The sequence below is a fragment of the Vreelandella lutescens genome (genome assembly GCF_014640815.1).
Taxonomy (GTDB): Bacteria; Pseudomonadota; Gammaproteobacteria; order Pseudomonadales; family Halomonadaceae; genus Vreelandella; species Vreelandella lutescens.
Window position 1 is genome coordinate 719227 of the sequence record NZ_BMHM01000001.1, and the last position, 25749, is coordinate 744975.

The 25749-nt window shown below is 52.9% G+C and carries 20 protein-coding genes and 1 tRNA gene; 15 read left to right on the top strand and 6 right to left on the bottom strand.

The window, feature by feature from the left end; translation table 11 throughout:
- Positions 1 to 10: 10 nt before the first annotated feature.
- The 11 genes from IEW65_RS03360 (at position 11) to brxL (ending at position 17765) form a co-directional block, all read left to right on the top strand.
- Positions 11 to 517, top strand: coding sequence for a YiiD C-terminal domain-containing protein (locus IEW65_RS03360; protein ID WP_188638080.1), 507 nt, complete (start codon positions 11 to 13; stop codon positions 515 to 517).
- A gap of 107 nt (positions 518 to 624) precedes the next feature.
- Positions 625 to 712, top strand: a tRNA-Ser gene (locus IEW65_RS03365).
- Between the two features lie 562 nt (positions 713 to 1274).
- Complete coding sequence (locus IEW65_RS03370; protein ID WP_188638081.1) at positions 1275 to 2051, top strand: hypothetical protein; 777 nt, start codon at positions 1275 to 1277, stop codon at positions 2049 to 2051.
- A complete protein-coding gene (locus IEW65_RS03375) occupies positions 2044 to 2589 on the top strand; it encodes a BREX protein BrxB domain-containing protein (protein ID WP_188638082.1) in 546 nt (181 codons plus the stop codon). Before IEW65_RS03370 ends, IEW65_RS03375 begins: the two co-directional genes overlap by 8 nt.
- Before the next feature lie 84 nt (positions 2590 to 2673).
- Positions 2674 to 6138 (top strand): BREX system P-loop protein BrxC, encoded by a 3465-nt coding sequence (gene brxC / locus IEW65_RS03380; RefSeq protein WP_188638083.1) that lies wholly within the window; start codon positions 2674 to 2676, stop codon positions 6136 to 6138.
- Between the two features lie 11 nt (positions 6139 to 6149).
- Positions 6150 to 9689, top strand: coding sequence for an Eco57I restriction-modification methylase domain-containing protein (locus IEW65_RS03385; protein WP_188638084.1), 3540 nt, complete (start codon positions 6150 to 6152; stop codon positions 9687 to 9689).
- Positions 9686 to 11488 (top strand): DUF262 domain-containing protein, encoded by a 1803-nt coding sequence (locus IEW65_RS03390; RefSeq protein ID WP_188638085.1) that lies wholly within the window; start codon positions 9686 to 9688, stop codon positions 11486 to 11488. The genes IEW65_RS03385 and IEW65_RS03390 overlap by 4 nt, the downstream gene beginning before the upstream one ends.
- 39 nt (positions 11489 to 11527) lie before the next feature.
- Positions 11528 to 12805, top strand: coding sequence for an AAA family ATPase (locus tag IEW65_RS03395; RefSeq protein WP_188638086.1), 1278 nt, complete (start codon positions 11528 to 11530; stop codon positions 12803 to 12805).
- On the top strand, positions 12802 to 13401 hold the full coding sequence (locus tag IEW65_RS03400) for an HNH endonuclease family protein (protein WP_188638087.1): 600 nt from the start codon (positions 12802 to 12804) through the stop codon (positions 13399 to 13401). The genes IEW65_RS03395 and IEW65_RS03400 overlap by 4 nt, the downstream gene beginning before the upstream one ends.
- Positions 13398 to 15716 carry a BREX-1 system phosphatase PglZ type B gene (pglZ, locus tag IEW65_RS03405; protein ID WP_188638088.1) on the top strand — a complete coding sequence of 773 codons (2319 nt, stop codon included), beginning with the start codon at positions 13398 to 13400 and terminating at the stop codon, positions 15714 to 15716. Before IEW65_RS03400 ends, pglZ begins: the two co-directional genes overlap by 4 nt.
- 6 nt (positions 15717 to 15722) lie before the next feature.
- The gene (brxL, locus tag IEW65_RS03410; protein WP_229755471.1) at positions 15723 to 17765 is read left to right on the top strand and encodes a protease Lon-related BREX system protein BrxL; all 2043 of its coding nucleotides are present in this window, start codon (positions 15723 to 15725) and stop codon (positions 17763 to 17765) included.
- Between the two features lie 120 nt (positions 17766 to 17885).
- On the opposite strand, the gene radC is transcribed toward brxL, so the two are convergent.
- The 6 genes from radC to IEW65_RS03440 all read right to left on the bottom strand — a co-directional run bounded on the left by radC (position 17886) and on the right by IEW65_RS03440 (position 21701).
- Positions 17886 to 18428, bottom strand: a complete 543-nt coding sequence (gene radC, locus IEW65_RS03415; RefSeq protein WP_479694272.1) for a RadC family protein — start codon at positions 18426 to 18428, stop codon at positions 17886 to 17888.
- Between the two features lie 44 nt (positions 18429 to 18472).
- Positions 18473 to 19084, bottom strand: a complete 612-nt coding sequence (locus IEW65_RS03420; protein WP_188638091.1) for a lambda exonuclease family protein — start codon at positions 19082 to 19084, stop codon at positions 18473 to 18475.
- A gap of 39 nt (positions 19085 to 19123) precedes the next feature.
- Positions 19124 to 19915 carry an ERF family protein gene (locus IEW65_RS03425; protein WP_188638092.1) on the bottom strand — a complete coding sequence of 264 codons (792 nt, stop codon included), beginning with the start codon at positions 19913 to 19915 and terminating at the stop codon, positions 19124 to 19126.
- A gap of 62 nt (positions 19916 to 19977) precedes the next feature.
- Positions 19978 to 20172 carry a hypothetical protein gene (locus tag IEW65_RS03430; protein WP_188638093.1) on the bottom strand — a complete coding sequence of 65 codons (195 nt, stop codon included), beginning with the start codon at positions 20170 to 20172 and terminating at the stop codon, positions 19978 to 19980.
- A 124-nt stretch (positions 20173 to 20296) separates the two neighbouring features.
- Complete coding sequence (locus tag IEW65_RS03435) at positions 20297 to 21265, bottom strand: DUF932 domain-containing protein (RefSeq protein ID WP_159342949.1); 969 nt, start codon at positions 21263 to 21265, stop codon at positions 20297 to 20299.
- Positions 21266 to 21362: 97 nt separating this feature from the next.
- Positions 21363 to 21701 carry a hypothetical protein gene (locus tag IEW65_RS03440; RefSeq protein WP_188638094.1) on the bottom strand — a complete coding sequence of 113 codons (339 nt, stop codon included), beginning with the start codon at positions 21699 to 21701 and terminating at the stop codon, positions 21363 to 21365.
- A 154-nt stretch (positions 21702 to 21855) separates the two neighbouring features.
- Here IEW65_RS03440 and IEW65_RS03445 point away from each other — a divergent pair, with 154 nt between their 5' ends.
- From IEW65_RS03445 to IEW65_RS03460, 4 genes are all read left to right on the top strand, one after another.
- Complete coding sequence (locus IEW65_RS03445; protein ID WP_188638095.1) at positions 21856 to 22305, top strand: LexA family protein; 450 nt, start codon at positions 21856 to 21858, stop codon at positions 22303 to 22305.
- Entirely contained in the window at positions 22302 to 23579 is a 1278-nt protein-coding gene (locus IEW65_RS03450; protein ID WP_188638096.1) for a Y-family DNA polymerase, read from the top strand. Before IEW65_RS03445 ends, IEW65_RS03450 begins: the two co-directional genes overlap by 4 nt.
- A gap of 589 nt (positions 23580 to 24168) precedes the next feature.
- Complete coding sequence (locus IEW65_RS03455; protein ID WP_188638097.1) at positions 24169 to 24714, top strand: hypothetical protein; 546 nt, start codon at positions 24169 to 24171, stop codon at positions 24712 to 24714.
- A gap of 142 nt (positions 24715 to 24856) precedes the next feature.
- Positions 24857 to 25093 carry a hypothetical protein gene (locus IEW65_RS03460; RefSeq protein ID WP_188638098.1) on the top strand — a complete coding sequence of 79 codons (237 nt, stop codon included), beginning with the start codon at positions 24857 to 24859 and terminating at the stop codon, positions 25091 to 25093.
- The last annotated feature ends 656 nt before the right edge of the window (positions 25094 to 25749 follow it).

A 25749-nucleotide genomic window follows, 5' to 3' on the forward strand; every position in this document is an offset into this window, starting at 1 on the left:
GGAGGTCGCCATGAGTCCGCCCCGCCAACCCGGCATTCCACATCCCCGCTTACCGCTACCGGAAGGCGAGGAGGACCTAGTCGCCTTTCAGCGCTGGCTGGAAGCGGCCATTCCCATGGTGGAGGCACTTGGCATTACCCGCATGAGCCAAGCCAACGGCGCGCTCACGTGGCAACTGGCGCTTACGCCCAACCTCAACGACAAAGGCACCGGCTTTGGCGGCGCGCTGAGTGCACAAGCCACGCTACAAGGCTGGTGCTGGGTCACTCTCTGGCTTCGCCAGCAGGGCAGGGCCCAGGATGTGGTGGTCGCCGAAGCCAGCCAGCGCTTTCTCGCCCCGGTCATGGGTGACTACCGCATGACCTGCGCCCCAAGCCATCCAGATGGCCCTTCACAGCTTGCCGCAAAACTCAGCGAACGAGGCAAAGGCAGTATCGAGCTAACCCATCAGCTCTATTGCGGTGATTTGCTCTGCCTAGAAGCCACAGGCCGCTACGCCGTGCTGCCAAACGCCTAAGTAGGGAAAAGCTAAGCAGGAAAAAGGCTTGCTATTTCACGGCTTAGACCATAGAATATGCGCCGTTCTGTTGAGAAAGGCAGCGCCTAACAGCAGAGCTAAAATGTGGAGAGGTGTCCGAGTGGTCGAAGGAGCACGCCTGGAAAGTGTGTAAGTCGAAAGGCTTCGAGGGTTCGAATCCCTCCCTCTCCGCCAAGAACATAGATTAAGCCGCTGATTTTAGCGGCTTTTTTGTGCCTGTAATTCAGTCAGCCCATACCTCAGCCCATACTTTGATTTTGGCTCTTATAGGAAGGCGCGGTACTCCTTCGGACAAGAAATGCATGCTGTAGGTGTTCGCCTCAGTTCGGTACTCATTTCCATGCCTCCCATAATGATCTGCTTTATCTCTTCACCAGCACGTTCTTGGTAAAAGCCGGGGGGCCTATTGATCAAGGTATGAGGGGCACAAACGCTTGCCATAAGAACCTCTTGATACCAGCGTTTCAATGTGTAAAAAATCAACCACCAAGGCTAGTCGCTCATTCTGTGTGATGATAATCTCACTATTATTAATATTATTTAGCTGGCTAATTAGCATGATAGAAAATCTAGTGTAGTTACGAGCGTGGAACTCAAGTTACATTCTGTTTACGCGCCCGCGTTGCTCTAGGCAGCAGGGTTTCGATACACGTTAACTAGCCACCAATGAATTCCCGTTGCGGGTTACACTGTTGCCTTTTATTGATATCAAATTTTCGTGATTGAGGTTCAGTGAGTGGCATTAGACCCGCAACAAAAATTCGGTTTTAAGTCCGGACGTAATGGTGCTCATGCCGCACGCACGATGATGCTGGCAGAAATTACCGAGCTATTTCACGGGCGCGGCATTGATGCAACCTTGGCGCAGTACCAGGAAGATATACAGCTGTTTAATGTGCTGCACAAGCCAACCGAGAAAGCACGAAAATTGACTTGGCGGCACCTAGTCGATCTTTACAGTTTAGATATCCGTGTCCCGTTATTTCGTGTGTTTCGTCAGCTGTGGGAAAGCGATGAAGCTGCTCGCCCTTTATTGGCCTGCCAAATGGCATTGGCCCGCGACCCACTCTTACGCTTGTCCCAGGATAAAATCTTAGCTTTAGCGCCTGGGCTTTGGTTGCCGCGGGAGGACATGGAGCGAGTCTTTGATGAGCAATTTCCAGATCGCTACAGTCCAGCCATGCTCAAATCGCTAGCCCAAAATGTCAATGGCACCTGGACCTACGCTGGCTACCTGAAAGGGCGACAAAAAAAATACCGTACCGAGCCGAATGTGCGCCCGGTAAATTTGGTGTTTGCCTTGTTTCAAGGCTACTTACAGGGTGTAACCGGTAGTCGGCTGTTCAGCAGTCAATGGGTTCACCTGTTGGGCTGTCGCCAGGAGCGCTTGCTGGAACTGGCACGCCATGCAAGTTACAGCGGGCTGATTAACTTCAAACACTCCAGTGAGGTCGTGGAAGTAACCTTCCCTGACTACCTGAGCAAGGAAGAGGAGTCCTGGTTGCATGAGTAATCGACTAAACCGCCTAATCAAAAGCTACACAAACTACATCAGCATACCTTGGATGAAGGGGCTGGCGAATGAGCAGCGAGTGTTGTTTGCCATCTACCACAAGGAAGATGAACTCAAGCTGCGTGCCCGTGTGGTGGAGTTTCGCCTTGCCACAGAAACAGCCGGTAACGCCTGGTTGGAGCTGGATATCACCCGCCTGTTTCCTGAATGGATGGCAGCGCAGAAGTATCGGGAAGACTACTTTGAAGATCCCGAAGATCTGGAGCCCAAATACAAGACCTTTGTTCGCCAGTCAGTCGCAGCGCTAGCCGAACGTGTAAGCAATGAAGCTGATGAAACCACTGTAGTTGCTCTAGTAGGGTGCGGCACTTTATTTGGTTTTGCCTCGGTATCGGACTTCGTTAAACAGTTGGCCGAGCATGTGCCGGGAAGGCTATTGGTGCTCTTTCCCGGGGAGTACGTCAACAATGGCTATCGCCTGCTTGACGCCCGCGATGGCTGGGGCTACCAAGCTACCGCTATCACCGCTGATAACTAGAAAATTAATCAATAGCTAGAAAATTAATAGACATTATCTAACGCACAGAGTGGCGCACAAGGCGCAAAAGGGAGTACGCCCAGGATGTTGAACCGCGAGATTTACCAACTTGACCCCCAGCAGAACCGTCTGGAAAACAACGGTGTGGCTGAGGTCAAAGACGACCAGTCAGCCCAGGCGCTGAAAACCTTGCGCTACGAGCTACAAACCTTTGTTTGTGATGGTGAATATCAAGCGGGTCTCGACAAGATTCTCTCTGCCTATCTGCGCAATCTCAGTGGGCAGTATGAACAGCCTGGTGTTTGGATCTCCGGCTTCTTCGGTTCAGGTAAATCACACTTGGCCAAAATGTTGCGAGCGCTGTGGACAAACCAGCCATTTAGTGACGGCGTTGCCGCCCGCGATATTGCCGATTTGCCACAAGAGATTAAAGACCATTTCAAAGAGCTAAGTATTGCCGCCAATCGTCACGGTGGATTGCATGCCGCCTCCGGTACCTTAGGTTCTGGAGCCAATAACAATGTGCGCTTGGCGCTGCTCAATATCATCTTCAAATCAGCCGGTTTACCTGAGCAATACCACCAAGCCCGGTTTGTGTTATGGCTGAAAAAGCAGGGCATTTTTGATCAGTTGAAAGACAAGGTCGAAACAGCCGGAGATAGCTGGGATGACGAGCTGGAAGACCTGTACGTCTCCCGCAGCATTGCCGGTGCCTTGCTGGAAGTAGATAGCAGCCTGGGGGCAGACATTAGAGAAGTACGCCAGCTGCTGAAAATGCAGTATCCGAAGGTAAACGATGTCACCAACCAGCAGATGGTGGATGCCATCTATGATGCTTTAGCCGTCGACGGCCAGTTCCCACTAACGCTGGTCGTGCTCGACGAGGTACAACAGTACGTTGGCTCAGATACTGACAAAGCCCACCAGGTGCAGGAAGTGGTAGAAACCTGCTGTAAGCACTCTATCTTCGAGAACAAGCTGCTGTTTGTTGCCACCGGTCAGAGCGCGCTTTCTGGCATGCCCAACCTGCAACGTTTGCTGGGCCGCTTTCAAATTCCAATCCAGCTGTCAGATACCGATGTCGAATCCGTAATTCGCAAAGTGATTCTGCAGAAAAAAGCTTCGGTCAAGCAGCAGCTAGAACAAATGCTGCAATCGCAACTGGGTGAAATTTCCCGCCAGCTGCGCGGTACCAAAATTGAACATCATCGGGATGATGAGAAAGTCATGCTAGCGGACTACCCGCTGCTACCGGTACGGCGGCGCTTTTGGGAGCGCGTGCTGCGTATTGTCGATACCACTGGCACCGTCTCGCAGCTGCGTAACCAACTCAGAGTGATCCACGAAGCAGCTCAGGCCACCGCCGACCAGCCCTTGGGCCACGTGGTACCAGCCGATTTCATCTACAACCAGATTTCAGTCAACCTGATGCAAACTGGTGTTATCTCCAAGGAAATCGCCGAAACCATCGGGCGTCTGTCCGCCGGTGATGCTGATAGCCAGCTTAAAGCCCGCATTCTTAGCTTGGTACTACTGATTGGTAAACTGCCCTCAGACCCAACCGCTGACTGCGGAGTGCGTGCCACCGCAGATATGCTTGCTGATTTGTTGATTGATGACCTCAACAACGGCAAAGAGAGTATTCGTAACCGCGTACCCGTATTGTTGCAAGACCTGGCTGATGAAGGCCTGGTAATGCCCATGGAAACCAGCATCGGCACCGAATACCGGCTGCAAACCCAGGAAAGTGCTCAGTGGTACGACACACTTCGCCAGGAAGAAGCTGACCTGCGCGGCAACATGCAGCGGGTGGAAAACATTCGCGTTGATATGCTGCACAAAGAGTTACGTGGCCAAGTAGCCAAAGTGCGTCTGACCCAGGGGAAATGCAACGAACCGCGCCAGGTTATTCCTTGCTTTGACCCAGAGCTGCCCAAAGATGCCAAAGAAAAAATTTACGTTTGGGTGCAGGACGGCTGGGGCATTGATGAAAAAAGTTTCCTAACGGAAGCCCGCAGCCGCCAGTCTGGCGAGCCGACTATTTTTGTGTTTTTACCCGCTCGTAATCGCTCAGAACTGACCAACGCCATTATTGCCGAGCACGCCGCCCACGCCACCCTGGAAAAGCGCGGCATACCCAACACCGATGCCGGTAAAGATGCCCGCACGGCAATGGAAACCCGCTACCGCGATGCGCAAAAGCAGGTGCAAGCGCTGCTGCGCGAAATTTTTGACGGCGTGCAAGTGTTGCAAGCCGGTGGCAATGAAGTAGATGGCAACAGTATTGCCGAGCGGGTTGAAACCGCTGCCAAAGCGTCGTTGATTCGCCTTTACCGTGAATTTGATGTCGCAGACAACGTAGGCTGGGGCAAGGTGTTTGAGCGTGCCAGCAAAGAAGGCGGCCAAAACGCCCTGGAAGTAATAGGATACAGCGGCGATGCCGAGCAGCATCCGGTGTGTGCCGCTATCAAACGCTTTATCGGCGTGTCGAAAAAGGGCAATGAAGTCCGCGAGCATTTTCTTGCTGCGCCTTATGGCTGGCCGCAGGATGCCATCGACGGCGCCCTAACGGTGCTGATGGCCACTGGTATCCTGATTGCCTACGACAACCGCAATAATCCGGTGACGGCCCTGAGCCTTGAGCGCAAGCAGATCACTCAAACCAGCTTCAAGCCGGAAAGCATCACCATACGCCCGGTAGACCTGATCAAGATCCGTGGTGTTCTCACCAGCAGCGGCATTGACTGTCAGCCAGGTGAAGAAGCCGCCAAGCTGCCCTTGCTAGCGGCTAAAGGCCGTGAACTAGCCAAGCGCGCAGGGGGGGAAGCACCGCTGCCAGCTACCCCTGATGCCAGCGTTTTTGATGAACTGGCTCGCCTTTCCGGTAATGCCCAGCTCAAATACGCGCTAGACGAGCAAGACGCCATCAAACAGGCGATCAAAGACTGGCCCGCCACTGCTGAGCGCATTGATGCTCGCAAAGACGATTGGTCTTTGGTTAAGGCATTACTGAACCACAGCCGTGGCTTGGCCTTTCATGCCTCTATCCAGAATGAGATCGATGCCATCATCAGCCATCGTTCACTGCTGGATGACCCCAACCCAGTTTCTGGCCTGATCCAGCAGCTAGTCACTAAGCTGCGCGATGCCATCCAGTTTCATGTGCAGGCTTACCTAGACCGCCACGCTACCTGCCTAGCGCAACTGGAAGCCGACAGCTACTGGCAACAGCTTAGTGAGCAGCAGCGTCACGCCATCCTCGATAAGCGCAAGCTACTGACGATTAAACAGCCCGCACTTAACGATGCTGAAGCCATTATTGATAGCCTTAGCGACGTAAGCCTAGAGCAATGGACTGACCGCACCGAATCACTGACCAGCAAGTTCAACAGCGCCCGCCTAGAAGCCGCCGAGCTACTGCAGCCTAAGCTGCAACGCATCAACTTGCCGCACAAAACCTTTGAATGTGAAGCGGATGTCGATACGTGGTTAGCCAAGGTTAAACAGCAGATTCTCGACAAACTCAACGACGGACCGGTGACTTTCTAATGCCTCATATCATGAACCGCGAACCCCTTGAGAAAGCGCCGCGCCGCGCCCTGGAAGCTACCGTTGTTAAAGCCCGCGATATCGCCGAACTGGCTGCCACCCAAGCCCTCACTCGTTTAACCGTGGGCGATACCAAACCCGCAGATTACCTGAGCGATGCCCAGCGCAATCTGCGTAACCGCTTGCGCGCCCATGGCCGCCAATTGGGTGATATTAAAGCTGCCAATGGCCAACAGAGCACCAACAAGCTGATCACCGAAGTCGCCTACGAGCATTGGCACCGCATGTTGTTCGCCCGCTTTCTGGAGCAGAACCACCTGCTGATGTACGACGAGCACACGCCGCTGACTCTGGCCGAGTGCAGTGAGCTAGTACAAGACCCGGACGCCCTGCGCGATGACCTAGAGCACCGCTGCCACAGTGGTTGGGAGCTGGCCGGCGTGCTGGCCTCGAAAATGCTGCCACAGATATTCCGTATTGATTCGCCGGTATTCGAGCTTGAGTTTGCCCCTGAGCATCAGCGCACCCTAGAGCAACTGGTCACAGGCTTGGCTGCCGAAACCTTCCAGGCCCAAGACAGTCTGGGTTGGGTTTATCAGTTCTGGCAAAGCAAGCGTAAGGAGCAGGTCAATAAGTCTCAGGTGAAGATCGGTGCCGATGAACTGGCTCCGGTAACCCAGCTGTTTACCGAACCCTACATGGTCAGCTTCCTGCTGGATAACAGCCTGGGCGCCTGGTGGGCCGGTCAACGCTTAACAGACCACGACTGGCAAACCGCTAACAGTGAACAAGAGCTACGCAACAAAGCCGCCATCCCGGGCGTGCCACTCAGCTACCTGCGCTTTGTGCAAGACGACCAAACCCAGCAATGGCAACCCGCCTCCGGCACCTTCGATGCCTGGCCCAAACGCTTAAGCAAACTCAAAGCCCTCGACCCCTGCTGCGGCTCCGGCCACTTCCTGGTCGCTGCCTTCCTGATGCTGGTCCCGATGCGCATGCAGGCCGAACAGCTGAGTGCCCAACAAGCCATCGACAAGGTGCTCAGCGAAAACCTGCACGGACTGGAGCTGGACCAACGCTGCGTCGAGCTGGCCGCCTTTGCTGTGGCCCTGGAAGCCTGGCGTTACCCCGGTGCCGGTGGCTATCGCACCCTGCCAGAACTGCACCTGGCCTGCAGTGGCCTGTCCATCGCCGCTGCTCGCGATGAGTGGAAAGAACTCAGCCGCAAGGCCGGCAAGCAGAACCTGACCATAGCACTGGACTGGATGTACCAGACCTTCAAGGATGCCCCGGTACTCGGCAGCCTGATCAACCCGCGCCGCAGCAAGGCCGCGCAAATTGCCCAGTGGAGCGAATTGCAGCAACTACTGGGTGAAGCACTCACTCAGGATCAGGCTAATCAGCAAAGCCAGGCCGACGGTGAAATCTCTGCCCTGACCAATCGTGTGGAGGCCGGCATTGTCGCCCAGGGCTTGGCCAAGGCTGCCGAGCTGCTGTCCTGTCAGTACACCTGGGTGATCACCAACGTGCCTTACCTGGCACGCGGCAAGCAGCACGACACCCTCAAGGACTACTGCGAAAGCTATTATCCCGAAGGCAAGAACGATCTGGCCACGGTGTTTCTAGACCGCTGCCTGGAGTTCTGTGTGCAGGGCGGCACTACCAGCGTTGTATTGCCGCAAAACTGGCTGTTCCTCACCAGCTACCGCAAATTCCGCGAAAAGCTGTTGCATCAAGGCGACTGGCGCCTTGTCGTGAAGTTGGGTGGTGGGGCTGAAGCCTTTGAAGTTGGCCCAGGTAATATAACGAACATCGCTATGGTGAGTATTTCGCGTGGTAATTACTCAGTGCAGTCAGCTGATCTGTTGCAGAGTGGCGATTCGGTCAACTGCATCCGTGGCGTGGATGTCTCTGAGTATCGAAATGCTATTGGTAAAGCCACGGCCCTTTTTGACGAGGAAATAAAGTCTTTTAGCCAAGTAAAACAGTCAGAGAACCCAGACTGTAGAATTAGTTTTGAAGATTTATCTGGAGCGTTATTAGAAGAATTTTCAGATTCTTATGCTGGTCAGCTGACAGGTGATAATACTAGGTTTGTATTGTACTCCTTTGAACTTCCTGAAATAACCAAAGGATACGAATTCTTTAGTAGCACAGTTAAATCAACGGGTTTTTATTCTGGAAATCAGCAAGTAATTTTATGGGAGAATGGAAAAGGTAAGCTTGCTGAGTACAGAGAAGAGTTAGCCAAGACGCAGTATGCTAGCGGTGGGTGGAAGCAAGGTTGGCAAGGTTGGGGGGTTAAGGCAATTAGGATATCCCAAATGGGACAGCTGCCAGCCACCTTACATCAAGGATCTCATTACGACAGTAATGCCGCAGCAATAATCCCCAAGAACGAGACTGAACTGGCGGCAGTTTGGTCATTTTGTTCTTCACCTTACTTTATTAAAAGTGTTCGACTGGTTGATCAGAAACTTAATGTTACCAATGCTACTTTTGGTAAAGTCCCCTTCGACCTCGACCACTGGACCAAAGTCGCTGAAGAACAATACCCCAACGGCCTCCCCCAGCCCTACACCAATGACCCCACCCAATGGATCTTCCACGGCCATCCCTGTGGCTCGGTGACTTGGGACGAAGAGACAAAATGGACCGCCCACGGCGATTTGCGCGTTGATGACAGCGTGCTGCAAGTCGCCGTCGCCCGCCTGCTCGGCTATCGCTGGCCCACAGAGCTGGACCCAGATATGGAACTGGCCGCTGAACAGCGCGAATGGGTCGAGCGCTGCCAGGCACTGGCCGGTTTTGTCGATGACGACGGCATTCTTTGCCTGCCGCCGGTACGCGGCGAAAAGGCCGCCGATCAGCGCCTGGAAGCCCTGCTACAAGCCGCCTATGGCGATGCGTGGACCTCCCCGCTGAAAAACCGCCTGCTCGATGCCGTCGGCAGCAAGTCCCTCAGCCTCTGGCTGCGCGACAAGTTCTTCGAGCAGCACTGCAAACTTTTCCAGCACCGGCCCTTTATCTGGCATATCTGGGACGGCCTAAAAGACGGCTTCAGTGCACTGGTCAACTACCACAAGTTCGACAAGGCTGGCCTGGAGCGCTTGATCTACACCTACCTGGGCGACTGGATTCGCACCCAGCAAGCCGGCCTGGCCAACGGCGAAGACGGCGCCCAGGAACGCCTCGCCGCCGCCGAAGCCCTGAAAAAACAACTCGAAGCCATCCTCGAAGGCGAACAACCCTACGACATCTTCGTCCGCTGGAAGCCCCTCGCCGAACAACCCATCGGCTGGACCCCCGACCTCAACGACGGTGTGCGTCTCAACATCCGCCCTTATATGTTAGCCCGCGATGTCAGCAAAAAAGGCGCGGGCATTTTGCGTTGGAAACCCAATATTAAATGGACCAAAGACCGCGGCAAAGACGTTGAATCTGCCCCCTGGTACAGCCTTGGCCTGGAATATGACGAAGGCGAGGGTGCACGTATTAATGATCATCATCTGGACGTGGCTGAAAAGCAGGCGGCTAGGAATAAGTCATGATTAAATCCGTTTATAACTATCCGGTATCCACGCTCCTCGATATTGAAAGCGGGGTGGTTTATGCCATTCCCCGCTACCAGCGTGAGTACACCTGGGGCCGCGCCCAGTGGGACGCGCTCTTTGATGACCTGCTAGATAACGAGCCTCATTACTTTCTTGGCTCGATCATCTGCATTAATCAATCGCAAGACGCACTGACCGTACAAAGCTTGGAGCTGGTGGATGGCCAACAGCGAATGACCACACTTTCGCTGCTGCTGTCTGCCGTCTACCATCGTTATAGCGCGCTGCCTGATCTTGGAATGGATCAGCAGATTGAACTGTATAACCTCAAGCACAAGCTAGTATTGAAGAAAAAGCCAGATCAGCCTCGGTTGATTCCCCAGGTTCAGAATAATAATCAGCAGGACTATTTCTCGATTCTGGGTCAGGTAGGCATTCTGAGCGATGTAGAAGCCGTGGCCAATGCCGGAAATCGGCGGGTAATGAAGGCATTTCGTCACTTTTTAAGCCGCATAGAGCTGTACCTAGAACATGCCACTGACCCTGTCGCTAGTCTTCAGGCGATGCTGGAAAAGGTCAATACCGCCACACTGGTCAAGATTGAAGTGGCTGGGCATTCCGATGCCTACACGCTGTTTGAGTCACTGAACAACCGCGGCGTGCCACTGACCGCTATTGATCTGATTAAAAACAAGCTGTTGGCCGTGCTGGAGTCAAAAGATCCCGGTAGCATCGACAAGCATTACAACCGTTGGAAAAAGGTGCTTGACGCCTTGGGGGACGATTATGCTGTTCAGGAGCGCTTTTTCCGTCAGTACTACAACGCTTTCAAGCCCGACCTGAAGGACACTGTATCGGTACCGGTAGCCACCAAGTCGAACTTGATGCAGGTTTACGAAAAACTGATAGCCCATGATGCCGAAGGCTTTTTGCAGAGCATGATTCGCCTGTCAGACCATTATGCGCAGATTATTGGCTACCGTGCTGTGCCTGAGCAACCAAAGCTATCGAGTCTGCTGTTGTCACTGGACCGTATCCAAGGTGCCGCTGGCTATTTGCTGCTGTTGGTGCTGTTTGAGCGGCAATCAACGCTACAACTCAAGCAGGAGCATCTAGAGCAGGTGGTAAACTTCTTGATCGCCTTCTTTGTGCGTCGTAATACTACCGACTTGCCACCTACACGTGATTTGACGCGCATCTTCATGGATGTGACCGAGGCGATCATGGTGCTGAGTGGTGATGCGGTAGTCAGCCATATCAAACAGTGCCTTGCTGTAGAAAGCGCTAACGATGCGCAGTTTGAAAAAAGCCTTAAAGGCCCAGTTTACGAAGATAATAAAGCCGTCTGCCGCTTCGTGCTGTGCGCTCTGGAAGAAAACCGTATGACCCGTGAAACTCAAGTAGATTTATGGGCGCTGAAGGGCAAACAATACCTCTGGACTATCGAACATATCTTCCCCCAGGGTGAGAATATTCCTGCCAGCTGGGTGCAAATGATCGCTGATGGCGATACCACTTTAGCTGAACAATATCGGCAAACCTACGCACACTGTCTGGGTAACCTGACCATCTCGGGCTACAACAGCGCGCTGGGTAATAAGAGCTTTGCGGAAAAGCAGAGCCGTGCCGATAGCCAGGGCCGCCAAGTCGGGTATAACAACGGGCTATACTTGAATCAGTCATTAGCTGGCGAAAGCAGCTGGACTATTGAGAAGCTCAAAGCCAGGACGGAGAGCTTGGTGCGAGAGGTAATGGAGACGTATCCTTTGCAAGGTTTGATGACAGATGGCCGTTAAACTAAGCGCAATTAAACTCGTCCATGCTGGAGAATAAAGATGCTTAAAGAGCTCAATTTGACCAATGTTGGTCCAGCACCTTTGATGGAGCTGGAGTTCGGTGAGCGTTTAAACCTGGTGACCGGTGATAATGGTTTAGGCAAGAGTTTTTTGCTGGACATTGCCTGGTGGTCGATGACCCGTAAGTGGCCAGCAGAGCTTAACAACAGCTTGACGGTTGGCAAAAAAGTAAAGCCGTTGCCACGAAAAGGCGGTGAGATAAGCTTCACCTTTACCGGTAAAAGCAAAGATGAAAGCTATAACAGTAATTACCAGCCCCGCGAAGAGGCTTGGACAGGCCGAGCAGGCCGACCCGCTAATCCTGGCCTTGTGCTTTATGCCATGAGTGATGGCAGCTTTGCCGTTTGGGATCCTTCGCGTAATTACTGGCAAACCAAAAATAATGTAGATGTGCAGGAGCGCAGGCCCGCCTTTGTATTTAGCCCTGCGGATGTGTGGGATGGCCTGGAGGATGAGGGGAGTGTGCTCTGCAATGGCTTAGTGCAGGACTGGGCTACTTGGCAGAAGGAGGGAGGGGAAGCCTTCAAACTGCTGAAGAAAGTACTCAAGGTACTGTCACCGAATGATAAAGAGGCAATGGTGCCTGGTAAGTTGGGCAAATTGAGCCTGGATGATGTAAGGGATATCCCGACACTTACCATGCCCTATGGCCAGGATGTACTGGTGCTCCATGCATCGTCTGGTATGAAGCGGGTGATGGCATTAGCTTATTTTATGGTTTGGGCCTGGCTGGAGCACCGCAAAGCGGCCGAGCATCTTGGGGAAGATCCCACCCATCAAGTGGTATTTTTGATTGACGAGGTCGAGTCGCACCTGCACCCAAGTTGGCAGAGAACTATTGTTCCTGCGTTGCTTAATGTGATGAAAGAACTGACCAAGCGGCCAGATGTACAGCTAATCACTGCCACTCACTCACCCTTGATTATGGCATCGGTTGAGCCGCTGTTTGATGAGCGCAAAGACGCCTGGTTTGATCTCGATCTTGAACAGGGTGAGGTGGTACTTCGCAGGCGCCCATTTGTGCGCCAGGGTGATGCGTCGCGCTGGTTAATCAGTGAAGCTTTTGATCTGGGGAGTTCGCGGTCATTGGAAGCCGAAGATACTCTGGAGCAAGCGGCAAAGATCCTTTCTGAAGAGGTCATTGATGAGCAGTTGGCAAAAAACCTTGATGCCAAGTTGCGCACTTTGCTGGGCGATACAGACCCGTTCTGGATTCGCTGGCGCTATGTGGGTGAGAAACAAGGTTGGTTGCAATGATCCCTGTTACTGAGCAGCCCGAGCCTGCAGATTTCGATGCAAAGGTACGCAAAAAGGGTTTGGCGCATCTTAAAAAGAAAGGGTTTTCTTTAAACCAGCCTCTGCCCCCTAAAGCAAATATCGAGCCGTACTGGCGAGAGTGTTTGACTGACCTGCACCACTCATACTCCGGCATTTGTGCCTACCTTGGTGTTTATTTTGAGCGAGTAATGGGCGCAGCAAGTGTTGATCACTTTATAGCCAAGTCAACGAATGCTGATTTGGCCTATGAATGGAGCAACTATCGTTTGGCATGCTCAACGATGAATAGTCGTAAAGGTGCTTTTAACGATGTACTGGAGCCTTTCTACCTTGCGCCTGATTTGTTCCGCCTGCAGTTGTCCACCGGACATATTTATCCAAACCCGCGGCTGGCTGCTAAAGCAATGCGTCTGGTTGAAGAAACAATCGAGCGACTGAGGCTTGATGACCAGCAGTGTCGTGAGTTGCGTGTGAGCTGGTACCAGGATTATCTGGAGCATGGGCTGCCGTCTGATTATTTGAAAAAGAAATCACCTTTTGTCTGGCACGAAGCCAACCGCCAGGGGCTGCTATGAAACTGATTGATCTGTTGGCTAACGAAGTACGTGCCAGCGCCACCTATAACTCCAATGTGCAGGCTGCACCCAGCGCGATCCTTTGGACGGATAAGCTGCGCCAGTGGGAGTCAGCGTTGCCATTACTTCGGGCTGCATTACCTGAGTTAATTGTGTTGGGCGACTATGCACCGGAAGACAAAACCGGCCCCGCCATCTGGATCAAATGCGTGGTTGAGGGCGTTCTACCCGACGTTGAGTTGCCAGCTGACCGTATACCGATTGTTTATTTACCAGGTTTTGAGCGCAGGGATTTGCGCGCTATCAGCACCTGCCCAGATTCCCTCAAGCCATTGGCTGAATTGCAGTATCGTGGCTGCTGGTGGATTTACAACAATTCAGGCCGTGACTGGACAGTGAATGCTTTTCTGGTGTCTAGCAACGGTGGCGCTGGCTTGGATGTAGCAAAAGATGAAAAAACCCAGCAGGCCATGCTGCGCGTGTTACCAGAAACCCTCGAAAGTGAAGACGAGGAGCTGGCCAACCGCCGTCTGGAAGCGGCAGACTTTAACAAACTGGTTAGCAGTGACCCAGTGAGAGACCTGCTGAGCTGGATGAACGACAGCAAAAGCTGCCTGGAGCGCTGGGATCAGTCGCGTTGGCAGGCGCTAGTTGGCATTTGTGAAACCGAATACCACTTTAACCCTGAGAAAGAGGGCGAGCTGACCGCTGCCGAGTTGCTCTGCCAGCGGCAGGGGATTTGGGAGAGCGTATGGCAGCGTTATGTAGAGTCGTGTCATTACTATCCTTATATTCCGCAGCTGCTACTCAAGGTCCAACCTGACTTGGCGGCCAATGGCGAGAGCTATCCTGCCATTAACGCTGATGAAGAACAGCAGTTGGAGCAATCCTTAAACCGCCTGCTCAGCCAGGATTCTGCTCAAGCCCGGCAAGCCTTACTAACATTGGATAAACAGCACGGCAATCGTCGTCGCTGGCTTTGGTCTGAACTTAGCTTAGCGCCACTCGCTGGCGTGCTGGAGCATTTGAGCCTAGTGGCGGAGAAAACCGCCAAGGTGTTTTCCGGGGCAGATGCCGATGAAATGGCAGCGCAATATCAGGCGTCCTATTGGCAGGCTGATGATGGTGTGCTTAAAGCCTTGGCTTTTCCGTTACCAACCCATCAACAAGTGTTGGTTCAGCAGGTTCTTGCGCTGATTTATACACCATGGCTGGATGAGGTAACCCGAAACTTTCAGGGCTTGGTCAAAGCAAAGGGCTATCCTGGCTCTGACCAAGTCAATGAAGCCACTGCAGAATATGCAGTGGGCGGGGAAGTGGTTTTTTTCGTTGATGGCCTTCGCTATGACATCGCCCAGCGTCTTTATCTTGCTTTGCAACGGTTAGGAGAAGTGCGACTAGCGTCAAATTGGGCTGCTTTACCGTCCGTAACAGCAACGGCTAAAGCTGCGGTGACGCCAGTAAATGATCGTTTGACCGGCAGAGTCACTGACCGTGACTTTGAGCCTAGCTTGCTAGATGACGATAAGGATTTCTCTTCCTATTACTTGAAGAAGTTTTTACAGGAAAAAGGCTGGCAGTACTTGGCGGAAGGAGACTCGGGTGATCCAACGTCGAATGCTTGGGTACAAAGTGGCGACATCGACAAGGAAGGACACGTAAAGGGCCTGAAGCTTGCTGCACGTATCGACAGCTTGTTGGCTGAGATAATAGAGCGAGTGGAAGAACTGATAGCCGCAGGTTGGCGAAAAATCCGTATCGTCACCGACCATGGGTGGATGCTGACCCCAGCACCTATGGCGAAAGTTGAACTGGCCAAATATGTGACCGAAACCCGCTGGAGCCGCTGCGCTGTCGTTAAGGACTCTGTAGATACCGGCTATCAACAGGTAGGCTGGCACTGGAACAGCGAAGTCAGTATCGCCATGGCGCCTGGTGCCTGTAGTTTTAAAGCTGGGCAGCACTATGACCATGGTGGCTTAAGCTTACAAGAGTGCCTGACGCCGGTAATCGAAGTGCGCAGTACCCAGCCTCCAGTCGCAGCATCAAATATTACGGCAACCTTATCTGATCTGCGCTGGCTTGGCTTAACCTGCAAGATACAGGCAGCAACCAGTGCTGAAAGTGTGGTGGCGGTTCTCCGCACACATTCGGCAGACTCTGAATCGGAAATCACTAAGCGCAAGCCCCTCAAAGAGGGCAAATGTAATCTACTGGTGGATGACCAGTATGAAGGTACGTCGGCGGTCATCGTACTGCTGGATGACCAAGACAATGTGCTGGCGAAAAAACCGACATTAGTGGGAGGCGAATAAGTGGAAATGGATACGCTGGACCACAAGTCCGCTGAGGTCTTTGAGGGCTACTTGGTGCGCAAGGATCTGGTGCGAACCTTTGCTCGCCAGTTTCCGGTTCCCACCTACGTCGTCGAGTTTATGCTGGGCAGATATTGCGCGTCGACAGACCCAACAGAGATTGAAGAAGGGTTGGAAATCGTTCAACGCCAGTTGTCGGATCGCACCGTGCGTGCTGGTGAGGAAGAGCTGTTCAAAGCGCGAGCCTATAAAACCGGTTCAGCCAAGCTGATCGACATTGTCAGTGTGCGCTTTGTGGAGAAAGAAGGCGGCTACTTGGCTTCTTTGCCTAGCTTGAATCTCAACCGGGTGCGTATCCCGGATAAAATTGTCGATGACAATGAGCGCCTACTGACTGGCGGCTTTTATGCCGAGGTAACGCTGGAATACGACGGCATCATTGCCGAAGAAAAAGGCAATGCCTTTGGTATCGCTGAGCTACGTCCCATCCAGATGTCTAAACGTAACGTGCTGGAAGTGATGGCCGAGGCGCGCACAAGTTTCAGTAGTGATGAATGGCGGGACTTTTTGGTGCGCTCCATTGGCTTGGAGCCTGCAGAGCTTTCGCAGCGTGCCAAAGATGCCATTCTATTGCGGATGATCCCCTTCGTAGAACGTAACTACAACATGGTGGAGCTGGGGCCGCGTGGTACCGGTAAGAGCCACCTGTTCCAGCAGGTTTCTCCCTACGCCCACCTGATTTCAGGGGGTAAGGCGACCATTGCCAAAATGTTCGTCAACAATGCTAATGGGCAGCGCGGCCTAGTGTGTCAGTACGATGTGGTCTGTTTTGATGAAGTGAGCGGGATCTCTTTCGATACTAAGGAAGGGATCAATATCATGAAGGGCTACATGGAATCGGGCGAGTTCAGCCGTGGGAAGGAGAGTATCCGTGCTGACGGTTCAATGGTATTTGTTGGCAACTTTGATGTTGATATTGAGCATCAGCAACGTATAGGCCATCTGTTCGGCCCTCTGCCAGCGGAAATGCGTGATGATACTGCCTGGATGGACCGCATCCACTGCTATCTTCCTGGTTGGGACGTACCCAAGATGAATAAGGATCTGACTACAGATCACTTTGGCCTGGTTAGCGACTTTTTTTCTGAATGCATGAGCCGTCTGCGCTTCCAAAATCGTGTTTCGGCGATGCAGAACCGTGTCCATCTGGGTGGTGCATTGAGCGGTCGTGACACCAACGCGGTGAACAAAACCGTCTCGGGCTTACTCAAGTTAATGTATCCCGGCCAGGATATGGCAGTGTCTGACGAAGATTTGGAATGGGCAACTCGGCTTGGCCTAGAGGTCCGACGCCGGGTTAAAGAGCAGCAAAAGCGCGTTGGCGCTGCTGAGTTTCGTAATACTCATTTCAGCTACTTTATTGGTGATGATGGCGTAGAAAAATTTGTCGCCACACCAGAGTTGCGCGCCGACAACGAAATTGGCGATGACCCGCTGGAACCCGGCCAGATATGGACCATCAGCGAAGGTGGCGTTGATATTGATGACAATTCAGGACTTTATCGCCTTGAAGTCAACGAAGGTCCAGGCTCTGGGGTGCGCATCCTTAACAACCCAGCACCTGCGGCATTCAAAGAGTCTCTACGTTATGCCGAGCAGAATCTGTATGCCAGGTCCACACAGCTTATCGGTGACCGTGATCCTCGTTCCCACGAGTTTTCCGTTCAACTCAGAGCCTTCGACGCTGCCAAGCGCGGTTCTAAGCTAGGTATGGCGGCACTGATAGCTATGTGCAGTAGTTTGCTGAAGAAATCGGTTAAAGGCGGCTTGATCGTCGTCGGCGAGATTAACCTGGGTGGTTCTATCGAGCCGATCAGTAGTGCTGTCAATATTGCAGAACTTGCGGTAGAGAAGGGCGCAAGTACACTGCTCATGCCAGTTGCTGCACGACGTCAGCTTTATGATCTATCCGACGATATGGCGACAAAAATCGACATTCAGTTTTATCAGGATGCACGAGATGCGTTGTTGAAAGCGATTGTAGAGTAGGCAGTGCTATACAGGCTTCGTTTTTCATTTTTGAACTTACATTTTTCATATAAAGAAAAAATAAGGCTCTTCGCAGCAGAGCCGCCCCATAAGGCGGCTCTGATTAACCCTGGCATGTGTTTACAAATACCCCATCTCCGCAAACGACTTACACCCATCACTACCCACCACCACATGGTCAATCACCCGTACATCCATCAAGCCAAGCGCTTCTTTTAGGCGTTCAGTGATACGCCGATCCGCATCACTAGGCTCAGGATCACCACTAGGGTGGTTATGAACTAGGATCACAGCGGCGGCGTTGTAAGCGAGTGCCGCCTTTAGTACCTCTCGTGGGTACACGCTGGCTGAATCAATGGTGCCGCGAAACAGCTCTTCAAAGCGAATCACTCGGTGTTGGCTGTCCAGAAACAGCACGCTGAAGACTTCGTGCTCATAGTCCTGTAGCAGGAGTTGTAGATGCTCAAACGCTTGCGAGGGCTGTGAGATCTTGCGGCCTTTGGCGAGCTTGCGGCGTGCAAAACGCTTGGCCATGGTGATGATGTCAGTTTCCGTGACTGGTGACGTGACTAAGTAGGTGCCTGCCACTTCACCGGCTATGAGTTTGCTATGGGGCATGATGACCTCCAAAAAATAAAGATGCCGGGGTGGTGGCCCCGGCATCTATGTCGTTAATAGTGGATGTGTATTGTGGTTCAGCGGATGAGTCACGCAGCCATCACTTGGCTGATGCGTCGCTCCATCTCTTCATGAAAGGCGTCAACCCGCTTGGCAATCGTGCCGATCAAAGCCTCGTCTCGGTAAGCGCGTTTCACAAACAGCGGCATTCCGGGCCAGTAGCTCACAAAGTCGATCCATTCCCGTTCGCTAACCCATAGCCCACCTTGGCATTGAGGCACGTGTTCGTCGGGTATTTCCCCGCTGAGCAGCACCTCAATCTGGAACTTAGGCAGCTTGGTCTTGATCTCCAATAGGCCGTTTCTGCCAATCAAGCTATCCGGTGAGTAGCCCACGTTGTGGTTGAGAATCAGGCCCACTTCTTTAGGCTTCGGTGCGCCAGTCATATCGCGATACAGCGAGCGGGCGACGCTCTCTAGCTCCTGCCCCCGCTTGGTGTGGGCATTGCCTTGAAACGGCTCAGCCAGCTCTCCGGTCATACACTCACCGATCAACTGGTGCATGTAGGTGATGGCTCCGGTACCCAACCCGCCGGGACCTTTGCCATTCACCAGCAATGCCTTGAGTTCCGACATAGTGACGCGCCCAAGACGCGCCGCCAGCCACTCCGGCGAGCCTTGTGGCATGGTGAGTATCTGCATACACGCCTCCTGTAGGCGATGAGTGGTCGGGCTGAGCCGCTATTTCACGGCTCGTTTGGTGAGGGATGCGCGGAGTTTGTCGAAATCTGCCTGGGGCACCTGAACCGCAACGCCGTATTTTCCACTGAACCACTCTTGGGTAGTGGCTGGGCATTGGCTGATCAGTCGCTGAATTTGACCCGCCTGAAAGGCCGTGACCCTTTTCAAGACTGCTCGTGTGCTGGTCTGGCCGTTATCGTCTTGCCCGCGTGTGGTGATGTTAAGCAAAGCGCACAGCACATAGCGCTTGCCGTAGCTGGTGGACGATCCAAATGCCTGGACGGCATTTTTGTTACCGCTCATGTCCGCAGGCAGCAGCATGCTGGTTTCTTCCCGGTGGCCGTCCTTGTGCATTAGCACGCCCGTGACTTGGATACCGCGCTCCTGTGTCTGAATACGGAAGCTCACCGCAAAGCCATGCTTCTGCAAGATGGGTCGCACGGTATCGACGATATCCTCCAGCGTGGCATAGCCGCCGTTATTGGTTTGGCCGCGCTCTTCAATGCTGGGCAACTCTGTCTGCATCGCTGCCATAGCAGCGCTGTAGGCCATCATGGCCTGGCGGTCCATCACGCGCTCCTGCATTTGCAGCAGGCGCTCCATCTTGTCGATATCGACGTCAGGGTTGAGAGCAGCTCGCTCAATTACCTGGATAATGGCGGTGCTATCAGCTGTAGGATGCGCTTCTAGCGCCGCTGAGCTTGGGTAGTGCTGAGCGTTGGCGTCTGCTTGAATGGAAGGTACTGGGCCTTTTTGGGAAGACGCATTTACTACATGAGTACGCTGTGCCATGGGGCACCTCCTTTTACGTGAAGAGGGAAATGCGGGCTAGTCAGCCCTGTTCATGGGGTGTGTCATTTAACGGGCGCAGGAACGTCGGGTAAGTGACGCGCAATGTCAGCGGGATCGATACGCTCCAGGCGTATCTCCGCGCGATAAAACTCGCCCTGGGCACACACCAGCGACGTTGCTTTGTGGGCATCGTGTTCTAGCAGCTGTTTGGTTAGTCGAGTGATAGCCATCTCGATGGCGTCGGACACAAAGCTCATGCGGGTACCTCGCGGCATAAGCCCCACAGCAAAACGCCCAGCCTTTTCAGGGGCTGGGCGTCTATGCCGTGAGGGTGAGGATGATCATTAGGTGAATCGCTTGTGGGGATGGGGGTATGGATGGCTACGACACCAGCTGTAGGGCGGCATCCAAAGCCTCTTGTTTGAGCTGTGCCCCCTGACCAAACCAGGCTGAGTCCATACGGGTATCGTTACTGCGTGCCCGCTTGTCATGGTCGACGTATTCCGTCACTGCATTGAGTAAGCCCCAGGCCGTGTCTTTGGCAGTCACCAAGTGAGAGCCCCGGCCTTCACCGTGGTAAAGCTTCTGCACCTTATTCAGCGCCCGGTAATTGGGCAGTTTTGAAGGATCGTCCAGCGGCTTCTCTGCGCCACAAATCACCGACTGAAGATACTGCTGCGCTTCCTGCCGAGTGATTTTACGCTCCGCTAGGGTTTTCATCCGATACATGAAGTCATTCCATTGCGACACCGAAATGCCTAACTGACGCTTCACGGCACGCGGATCAAACTCTGAACGGTGGGGCACCTTAACCGCTTGCGACGTGCCATCGACGGCAATTTGCAGTGTGTTGTTGCACACCACCCGCACCGTGGTAGGCGTGGCCATGGTGGCAAGGGTGCCATCGCAGGAAGTGGCCAATAGCAGGTAGTCATTGACCTCATCCTGACCTTTAAGCGACGTACTTAAGCCGCTACGGGCTAGCGCCCAGAACTTACGCCCACCTTTGAGCACGCCAGCGGTTTCTAGCTCATACCCGGCGTACTCGGTCAGGTCACGGTAAAACTCCAGGATCTCCTCGGGCTGCACCACCTTATAGCGCTGCGACACCACCGACAGCGGTGCTTTGGTATCTGAGCGATAGAGCACCTTCTGCTCAGGGAACGAGTGAATGCTGCCAAGGTGGCTTGCCCCTTCGGCAATAAAGCGTACCGGTGCTTCTTCGATATGCCAGTTCATACCGGCCTGCTGCTGCCAGACCTCCAGCGGTTGATGACGAGACAGTTGCTGCCCCAGGCCATGCCAAGGGGTATCGCCAACATAAGCCATGTGTTCAACGAGATGTGCCATGAGTCATTCTCCAGACATAAAAAAGCGCCGACCAAAGGCCAGCGCGAAAAAGTGAGTAAGCGGATCATCCGACCCACACAGGGCGAACAACGATGGGTTAAGCGTTAGGTGCTAAAGGCGAATAGGCGTCGCGGTAGGTGCAGCCGCAAGACAAGCATAACCACGGTGTCCCGCTGCCAACTGGAAGCCACTGCTCAAACAGCGAGGTGGCGATGCGCAAGCCGGTTTGACCACCGGCCATGGCACCCATCATGGCGGCAGGCAGTTTTGCCAGCGGAAAGCGAGTCACCGCCAATGGCAGTGGGCCGGTGACGGCGGTTGCGCGCCATGCGCCAATAGCACCGCCGATCAAGGTGCTGCCCACTACGCTCACGCGTTGGGCTGTATCCAGGTTCAGCATGCGTGTTGATGCACAACGCTTACAGGGTGGGGGCATATTGAAGCTCCTATGCAGAGGAAAAGGTTCCAGTGGGGTGGATGCATAGGAGTGATATAGGTCTGAAATTAGTTGGGATACGCCGATGCGGTATTGCGTTAATTGAGTACTTTACAGGTACTGTTTTTATATGCAGTTATTAATGGAGGTGCCCATGACGTTATCAGTGACATTACTAGGACAAGAAGGCGCTTTGACAGTGTCGGAGCCCTTACCGCTCTATACCTGTGCCGTGCGCGCAGGCTTTTCATCACCCGCAGATGACCACTTAGATACCGATCTTGATCTTCACCGCTATGTGGTGAAACGACCTGCTGCAACGTATTTCGTACGTTCTGAAGGAGACTCCATGATTGGTGATGGGATTCACCATGGGGATTTGCTGGTGGTGGATCGCAGTCTCGAAGCCTTACCAGGGCGCATTATCGTCATTTGTGTTGATGGTGAGCTCACAGTAAAGCGCCTTGAGCGAGTAGGGCAGCGGACCTATCTACGAGCAAGTAATCCTGCTTACCCTCCCATTCCCTTAGATGGTCGTGAGTCGCACGTCTGGGGAGTAGTGACTCATGTGCTTCACAGCTTTCCAGGGGCAACGCTGCAATGATGTCCCTGATCGACTGCAACAATTTCTATGTCTCTTGCGAGCGGGTCTTCAACCCGTCACTGGAAGGTCGTCCTGTAGGAGTACTATCCAATAACGATGGTTGCGTCGTCGCGCGCTCTAACGAATTAAAAGCGCTGGATGTTGAAATGGGGGCTGCCATGCATCTGTTAACACCCGAAGTGCGCCGCCAAGCTGTCCTGCTATCCAGCAACTATGCGTTGTATGGTGACATGTCCCAACGAGTAACCGAGGTACTGGGCGAGTTTTCACCCCATGTAGAGGTGTACTCCATCGACGAAAGCTTTGTCGGGTTTCAAGGATTTGAGGTAGATAACTTGGAACATCGAGGTCAAGCGTTGCGTGATACCGTGAAGCAGTGGACAGGTATTCCCGTGTCAGTGGGGTTTGCGCCGACTCGGGTGTTGGCCAAGGTCGCCAATCATGCCGCTAAAAAACACCCCGCATATAAAGACCAAGGCGTATGCACGTTGCTTGCAGAAAGCGCGTCTACTAAAGCGTTGTTGAAGCAGTTGCCTGTCACCGAACTATGGGGCGTTGCACGCCGCACCGGCGAGCGATTACGCGTCATGGGCATTGAGACTGCCTGGGATCTGCGAGAGGCAGACCCGAAACATATCCGTCGGCACTTTAGTGTGGTGCAGGAGCGCATTATCTGGGAGTTGCGGGGGCAACCCTCCATTCAGCTAGATGACATGAGCCAGCCTAAACAACAGATCATGGTGTCTCGTTCGTTTGGGCGGCTTACTAACGATCCCCATCAGTTAAGGGAGGCGCTACGGCATCATGCTGCCAGGGCGGGCGAAAAGCTTCGCAAGCAGCAAAGCGTCACCAGCGCCGTCATGGTGTTTATCCGCACCAACTCGTTTCGTACAGATTTACCTCAATATCGTCAACGTGTGGTCATTTCTCTGGAACGGCCCACTGATGATAGTCGTGAGATCATCGCCGCTGCGGTACAAGGTTTGCGTCGTCTCTGGCGAAAAGGGTACGCCTACCACAAAGTGGGTCTCATGCTGCTTGATCTATCGCCTAAAGCTAACCGACAGCTCACCCTCACTGAATCCCCTCAGACTGACGAAGAAGCCAAACGTAGCGAACGATTGATGGCGACGATGGATAAACTCAACCGAGAGCTGGGCAAGGGGACGGTACAGCTGGGACTGCCCCGAAAAGGAAACGCCTGGTCGTTGCGTAGTGAGCGGCGTACACCAAGGTATACGACGCACTGGAACGAGTTATTAAAAGTAATTTAGATCAGTTGATTTGGTTATAAAATAGCCAGTAAGGCTACTAAAAATAACAGTATGCCCTCTCACACTTGCTACTCCTGCTACTGAGTAGCAGGAGTAGCTGTTAGCATTGACAGCTTTATGGCTCTCGTAAGGTCAACCCTCCCTGAATACCCACTGCTCAGCGGGGATGCGCTGGCTGGATAAATGGCGAATTACTTGCGAAGCGACGCCCTATCGCCAACCCGTATGATAGAAGTGGCCTAGCATTGGGCCATTGAAAACAGCCTGCACTGAATGCTGGACGTTACGTTAAAGTAAGATGAAAATCGCACACGTCGAAGTTATTGCGCTGAAAACTTGGCACTTTTGCGCAAACTTGCGCTTAATAGCACCGAGAAAGAACCCTCGCAGGGCTCCAAAAAGGGAAAACGCAAGAAGGCCGGTAGGGATGACAGCTATCTACTCACCATCATTCAGCAGTTCGCTCAACTGCGATAGCCCTGGTGTTGATACCCAACTGTTTGAAATACCCCCTCCCATAGTGGAAGGGGGCTTATGTCACTACCGCCCAATAATGGGCATTGAAATACCAACGTTCCAGGAGGGAATTATGAAAAAATCAATCTTTGCTGTATCCGTTCTTACACTGGCACTTGTTTCCACTCCGACTCTGGCTGATGAGATTACCGAAGAAGAGGTCCAGGAGTGTGTCATGGAACGCATCGAGAGCTTCCGTGTAGCGAATGGTCAAGAAGCTATCATTCGCTTCGACGTCTTGGAGGAGTGGGAGCAGATGTGCAAGGATGGTGAAGAGTACGAACAAGTACAACGGGAAACACAAACACGTCGACCTGTACAGCAATCTGAACCGGGTTTTGATATCCGCCTAGCGAGAAGCGGCACCACTGAAATCATTAGTCGTAGTGATAACTTGATCATTTACGATGCTGTCTTTAATCGTGGTAACTGTACCATGATAAAGACAGGTCCCGATCAGATTGAAAACATTCGTTTTGGTAATCTACAAGAACGGACAGACATGAGTGCAGAGCTTGGGTTCGGTGAGACTGAGACCTATGGTCATTTATGTCCAAACAGTCGTCTTCTGGAAGTAACAATCCATGCGTCTACCGGTAGTTGGGTGTTTACTTGGTAATCACACTGGGGTCTTTATGGCCCCTTTATAAGCCGTAACATCATGGCCATATCTAATCGCCTTTATCGCCGAACTCTGGCGAAAAAAAAGCAGCCCACTGATCGGACAGCAGAGAGGTCTGTTAATTAAGTGCCCCGCTTTATTGTTGCGTGAAGTCCTCTATAACAGTGGTTTGATAGAGGCGCTGGAGGACAATCCAGTCGATCGACGCCAATCACTGCGCATCCGTCATTCGCTTGCTAGCCAGCTGCGTACCCTTGTCAACAACACCCTGGTGCTGACGTGGTCGGTGCCACTGTTTCTAGCGTCTGAGGCGCTGATCCTAGTGGGCGACGCTGCCAGGCAGCCTCTTCCCGTTATCCAATCAGCGTCCTCATGAATAAGGCGGGGTAAAGCCTGCCAAGCCAGCAGCTCGTGGGTTGATTATGCAACCAGTCGCGCCGGAAAGGTGCCTACTTTGCTGCTGGCTCCTATTCGAGTCACTGACCACCGGTAGGGAAACAGAACAATTACCAACAATTTCACATCACTTTTGCCGAAGAGGCCGACCAACCGAAAGTCCGTTCCGCCATCTTTTGGAAACAGATCACCAACCTTCACGTCGCCAATCATGACGATGTGGTACAGGAACTTAACTGATATGCACAACGCTGGAAATAGTGACATTTTGCCACTGCCAGTCGACACGCTGACTGCATTGCGCTCTGTTGCGTCGTGTCCTACCGAATATCTTGACTGATCATGGATTGATGCCAGCTTCCAACTGCAGTAATGGCGGCGGTGTGTACGGATACCGAAAGACTCCTGCTCGACCGTTCAATGCCATTAAACAGTCAGAATACGTAAAGCAACATGGCTTTCGACAACGGCGGTGGCTCTCTTGGGAGCCCTATCAATCGATGACCCAACAACAACGGCTCAGTGCCCACACATTCTTATTTCACCCCCAGTGTGATGAATCAAAACGCAGTAAAGAAATTTGACGTCAAAAAACGTCAAATTAAGTCATGTGACTTTTATTTCACCATCCTCAAT

Coding starts and splice junctions, on each gene's coding strand:
- IEW65_RS03445 (WP_188638095.1), top strand. CDS start 21,856: ATGACGTTATCAGTGACATTACTAGGACAAGAAGGCGCTTTGACAGTG.
- IEW65_RS03385 (WP_188638084.1), top strand. CDS start 6,150: ATGAACCGCGAACCCCTTGAGAAAGCGCCGCGCCGCGCCCTGGAAGCT.
- IEW65_RS03435 (WP_159342949.1), bottom strand. CDS start 21,265: ATGGCACATCTCGTTGAACACATGGCTTATGTTGGCGATACCCCTTGG.
- IEW65_RS03395 (WP_188638086.1), top strand. CDS start 11,528: ATGCTTAAAGAGCTCAATTTGACCAATGTTGGTCCAGCACCTTTGATG.
- IEW65_RS03375 (WP_188638082.1), top strand. CDS start 2,044: ATGAGTAATCGACTAAACCGCCTAATCAAAAGCTACACAAACTACATC.
- IEW65_RS03420 (WP_188638091.1), bottom strand. CDS start 19,084: ATGCAGATACTCACCATGCCACAAGGCTCGCCGGAGTGGCTGGCGGCG.
- IEW65_RS03360 (WP_188638080.1), top strand. CDS start 11: ATGAGTCCGCCCCGCCAACCCGGCATTCCACATCCCCGCTTACCGCTA.
- pglZ (WP_188638088.1), top strand. CDS start 13,398: ATGAAACTGATTGATCTGTTGGCTAACGAAGTACGTGCCAGCGCCACC.
- IEW65_RS03450 (WP_188638096.1), top strand. CDS start 22,302: ATGATGTCCCTGATCGACTGCAACAATTTCTATGTCTCTTGCGAGCGG.
- brxC (WP_188638083.1), top strand. CDS start 2,674: ATGTTGAACCGCGAGATTTACCAACTTGACCCCCAGCAGAACCGTCTG.
- IEW65_RS03425 (WP_188638092.1), bottom strand. CDS start 19,915: ATGGCACAGCGTACTCATGTAGTAAATGCGTCTTCCCAAAAAGGCCCA.
- IEW65_RS03455 (WP_188638097.1), top strand. CDS start 24,169: ATGAAAAAATCAATCTTTGCTGTATCCGTTCTTACACTGGCACTTGTT.
- IEW65_RS03430 (WP_188638093.1), bottom strand. CDS start 20,172: ATGAGCTTTGTGTCCGACGCCATCGAGATGGCTATCACTCGACTAACC.
- brxL (WP_229755471.1), top strand. CDS start 15,723: ATGGATACGCTGGACCACAAGTCCGCTGAGGTCTTTGAGGGCTACTTG.
- radC (WP_479694272.1), bottom strand. CDS start 18,428: ATGCCGGGGCCACCACCCCGGCATCTTTATTTTTTGGAGGTCATCATG.
- IEW65_RS03390 (WP_188638085.1), top strand. CDS start 9,686: ATGATTAAATCCGTTTATAACTATCCGGTATCCACGCTCCTCGATATT.
- IEW65_RS03400 (WP_188638087.1), top strand. CDS start 12,802: ATGATCCCTGTTACTGAGCAGCCCGAGCCTGCAGATTTCGATGCAAAG.
- IEW65_RS03440 (WP_188638094.1), bottom strand. CDS start 21,701: ATGCCCCCACCCTGTAAGCGTTGTGCATCAACACGCATGCTGAACCTG.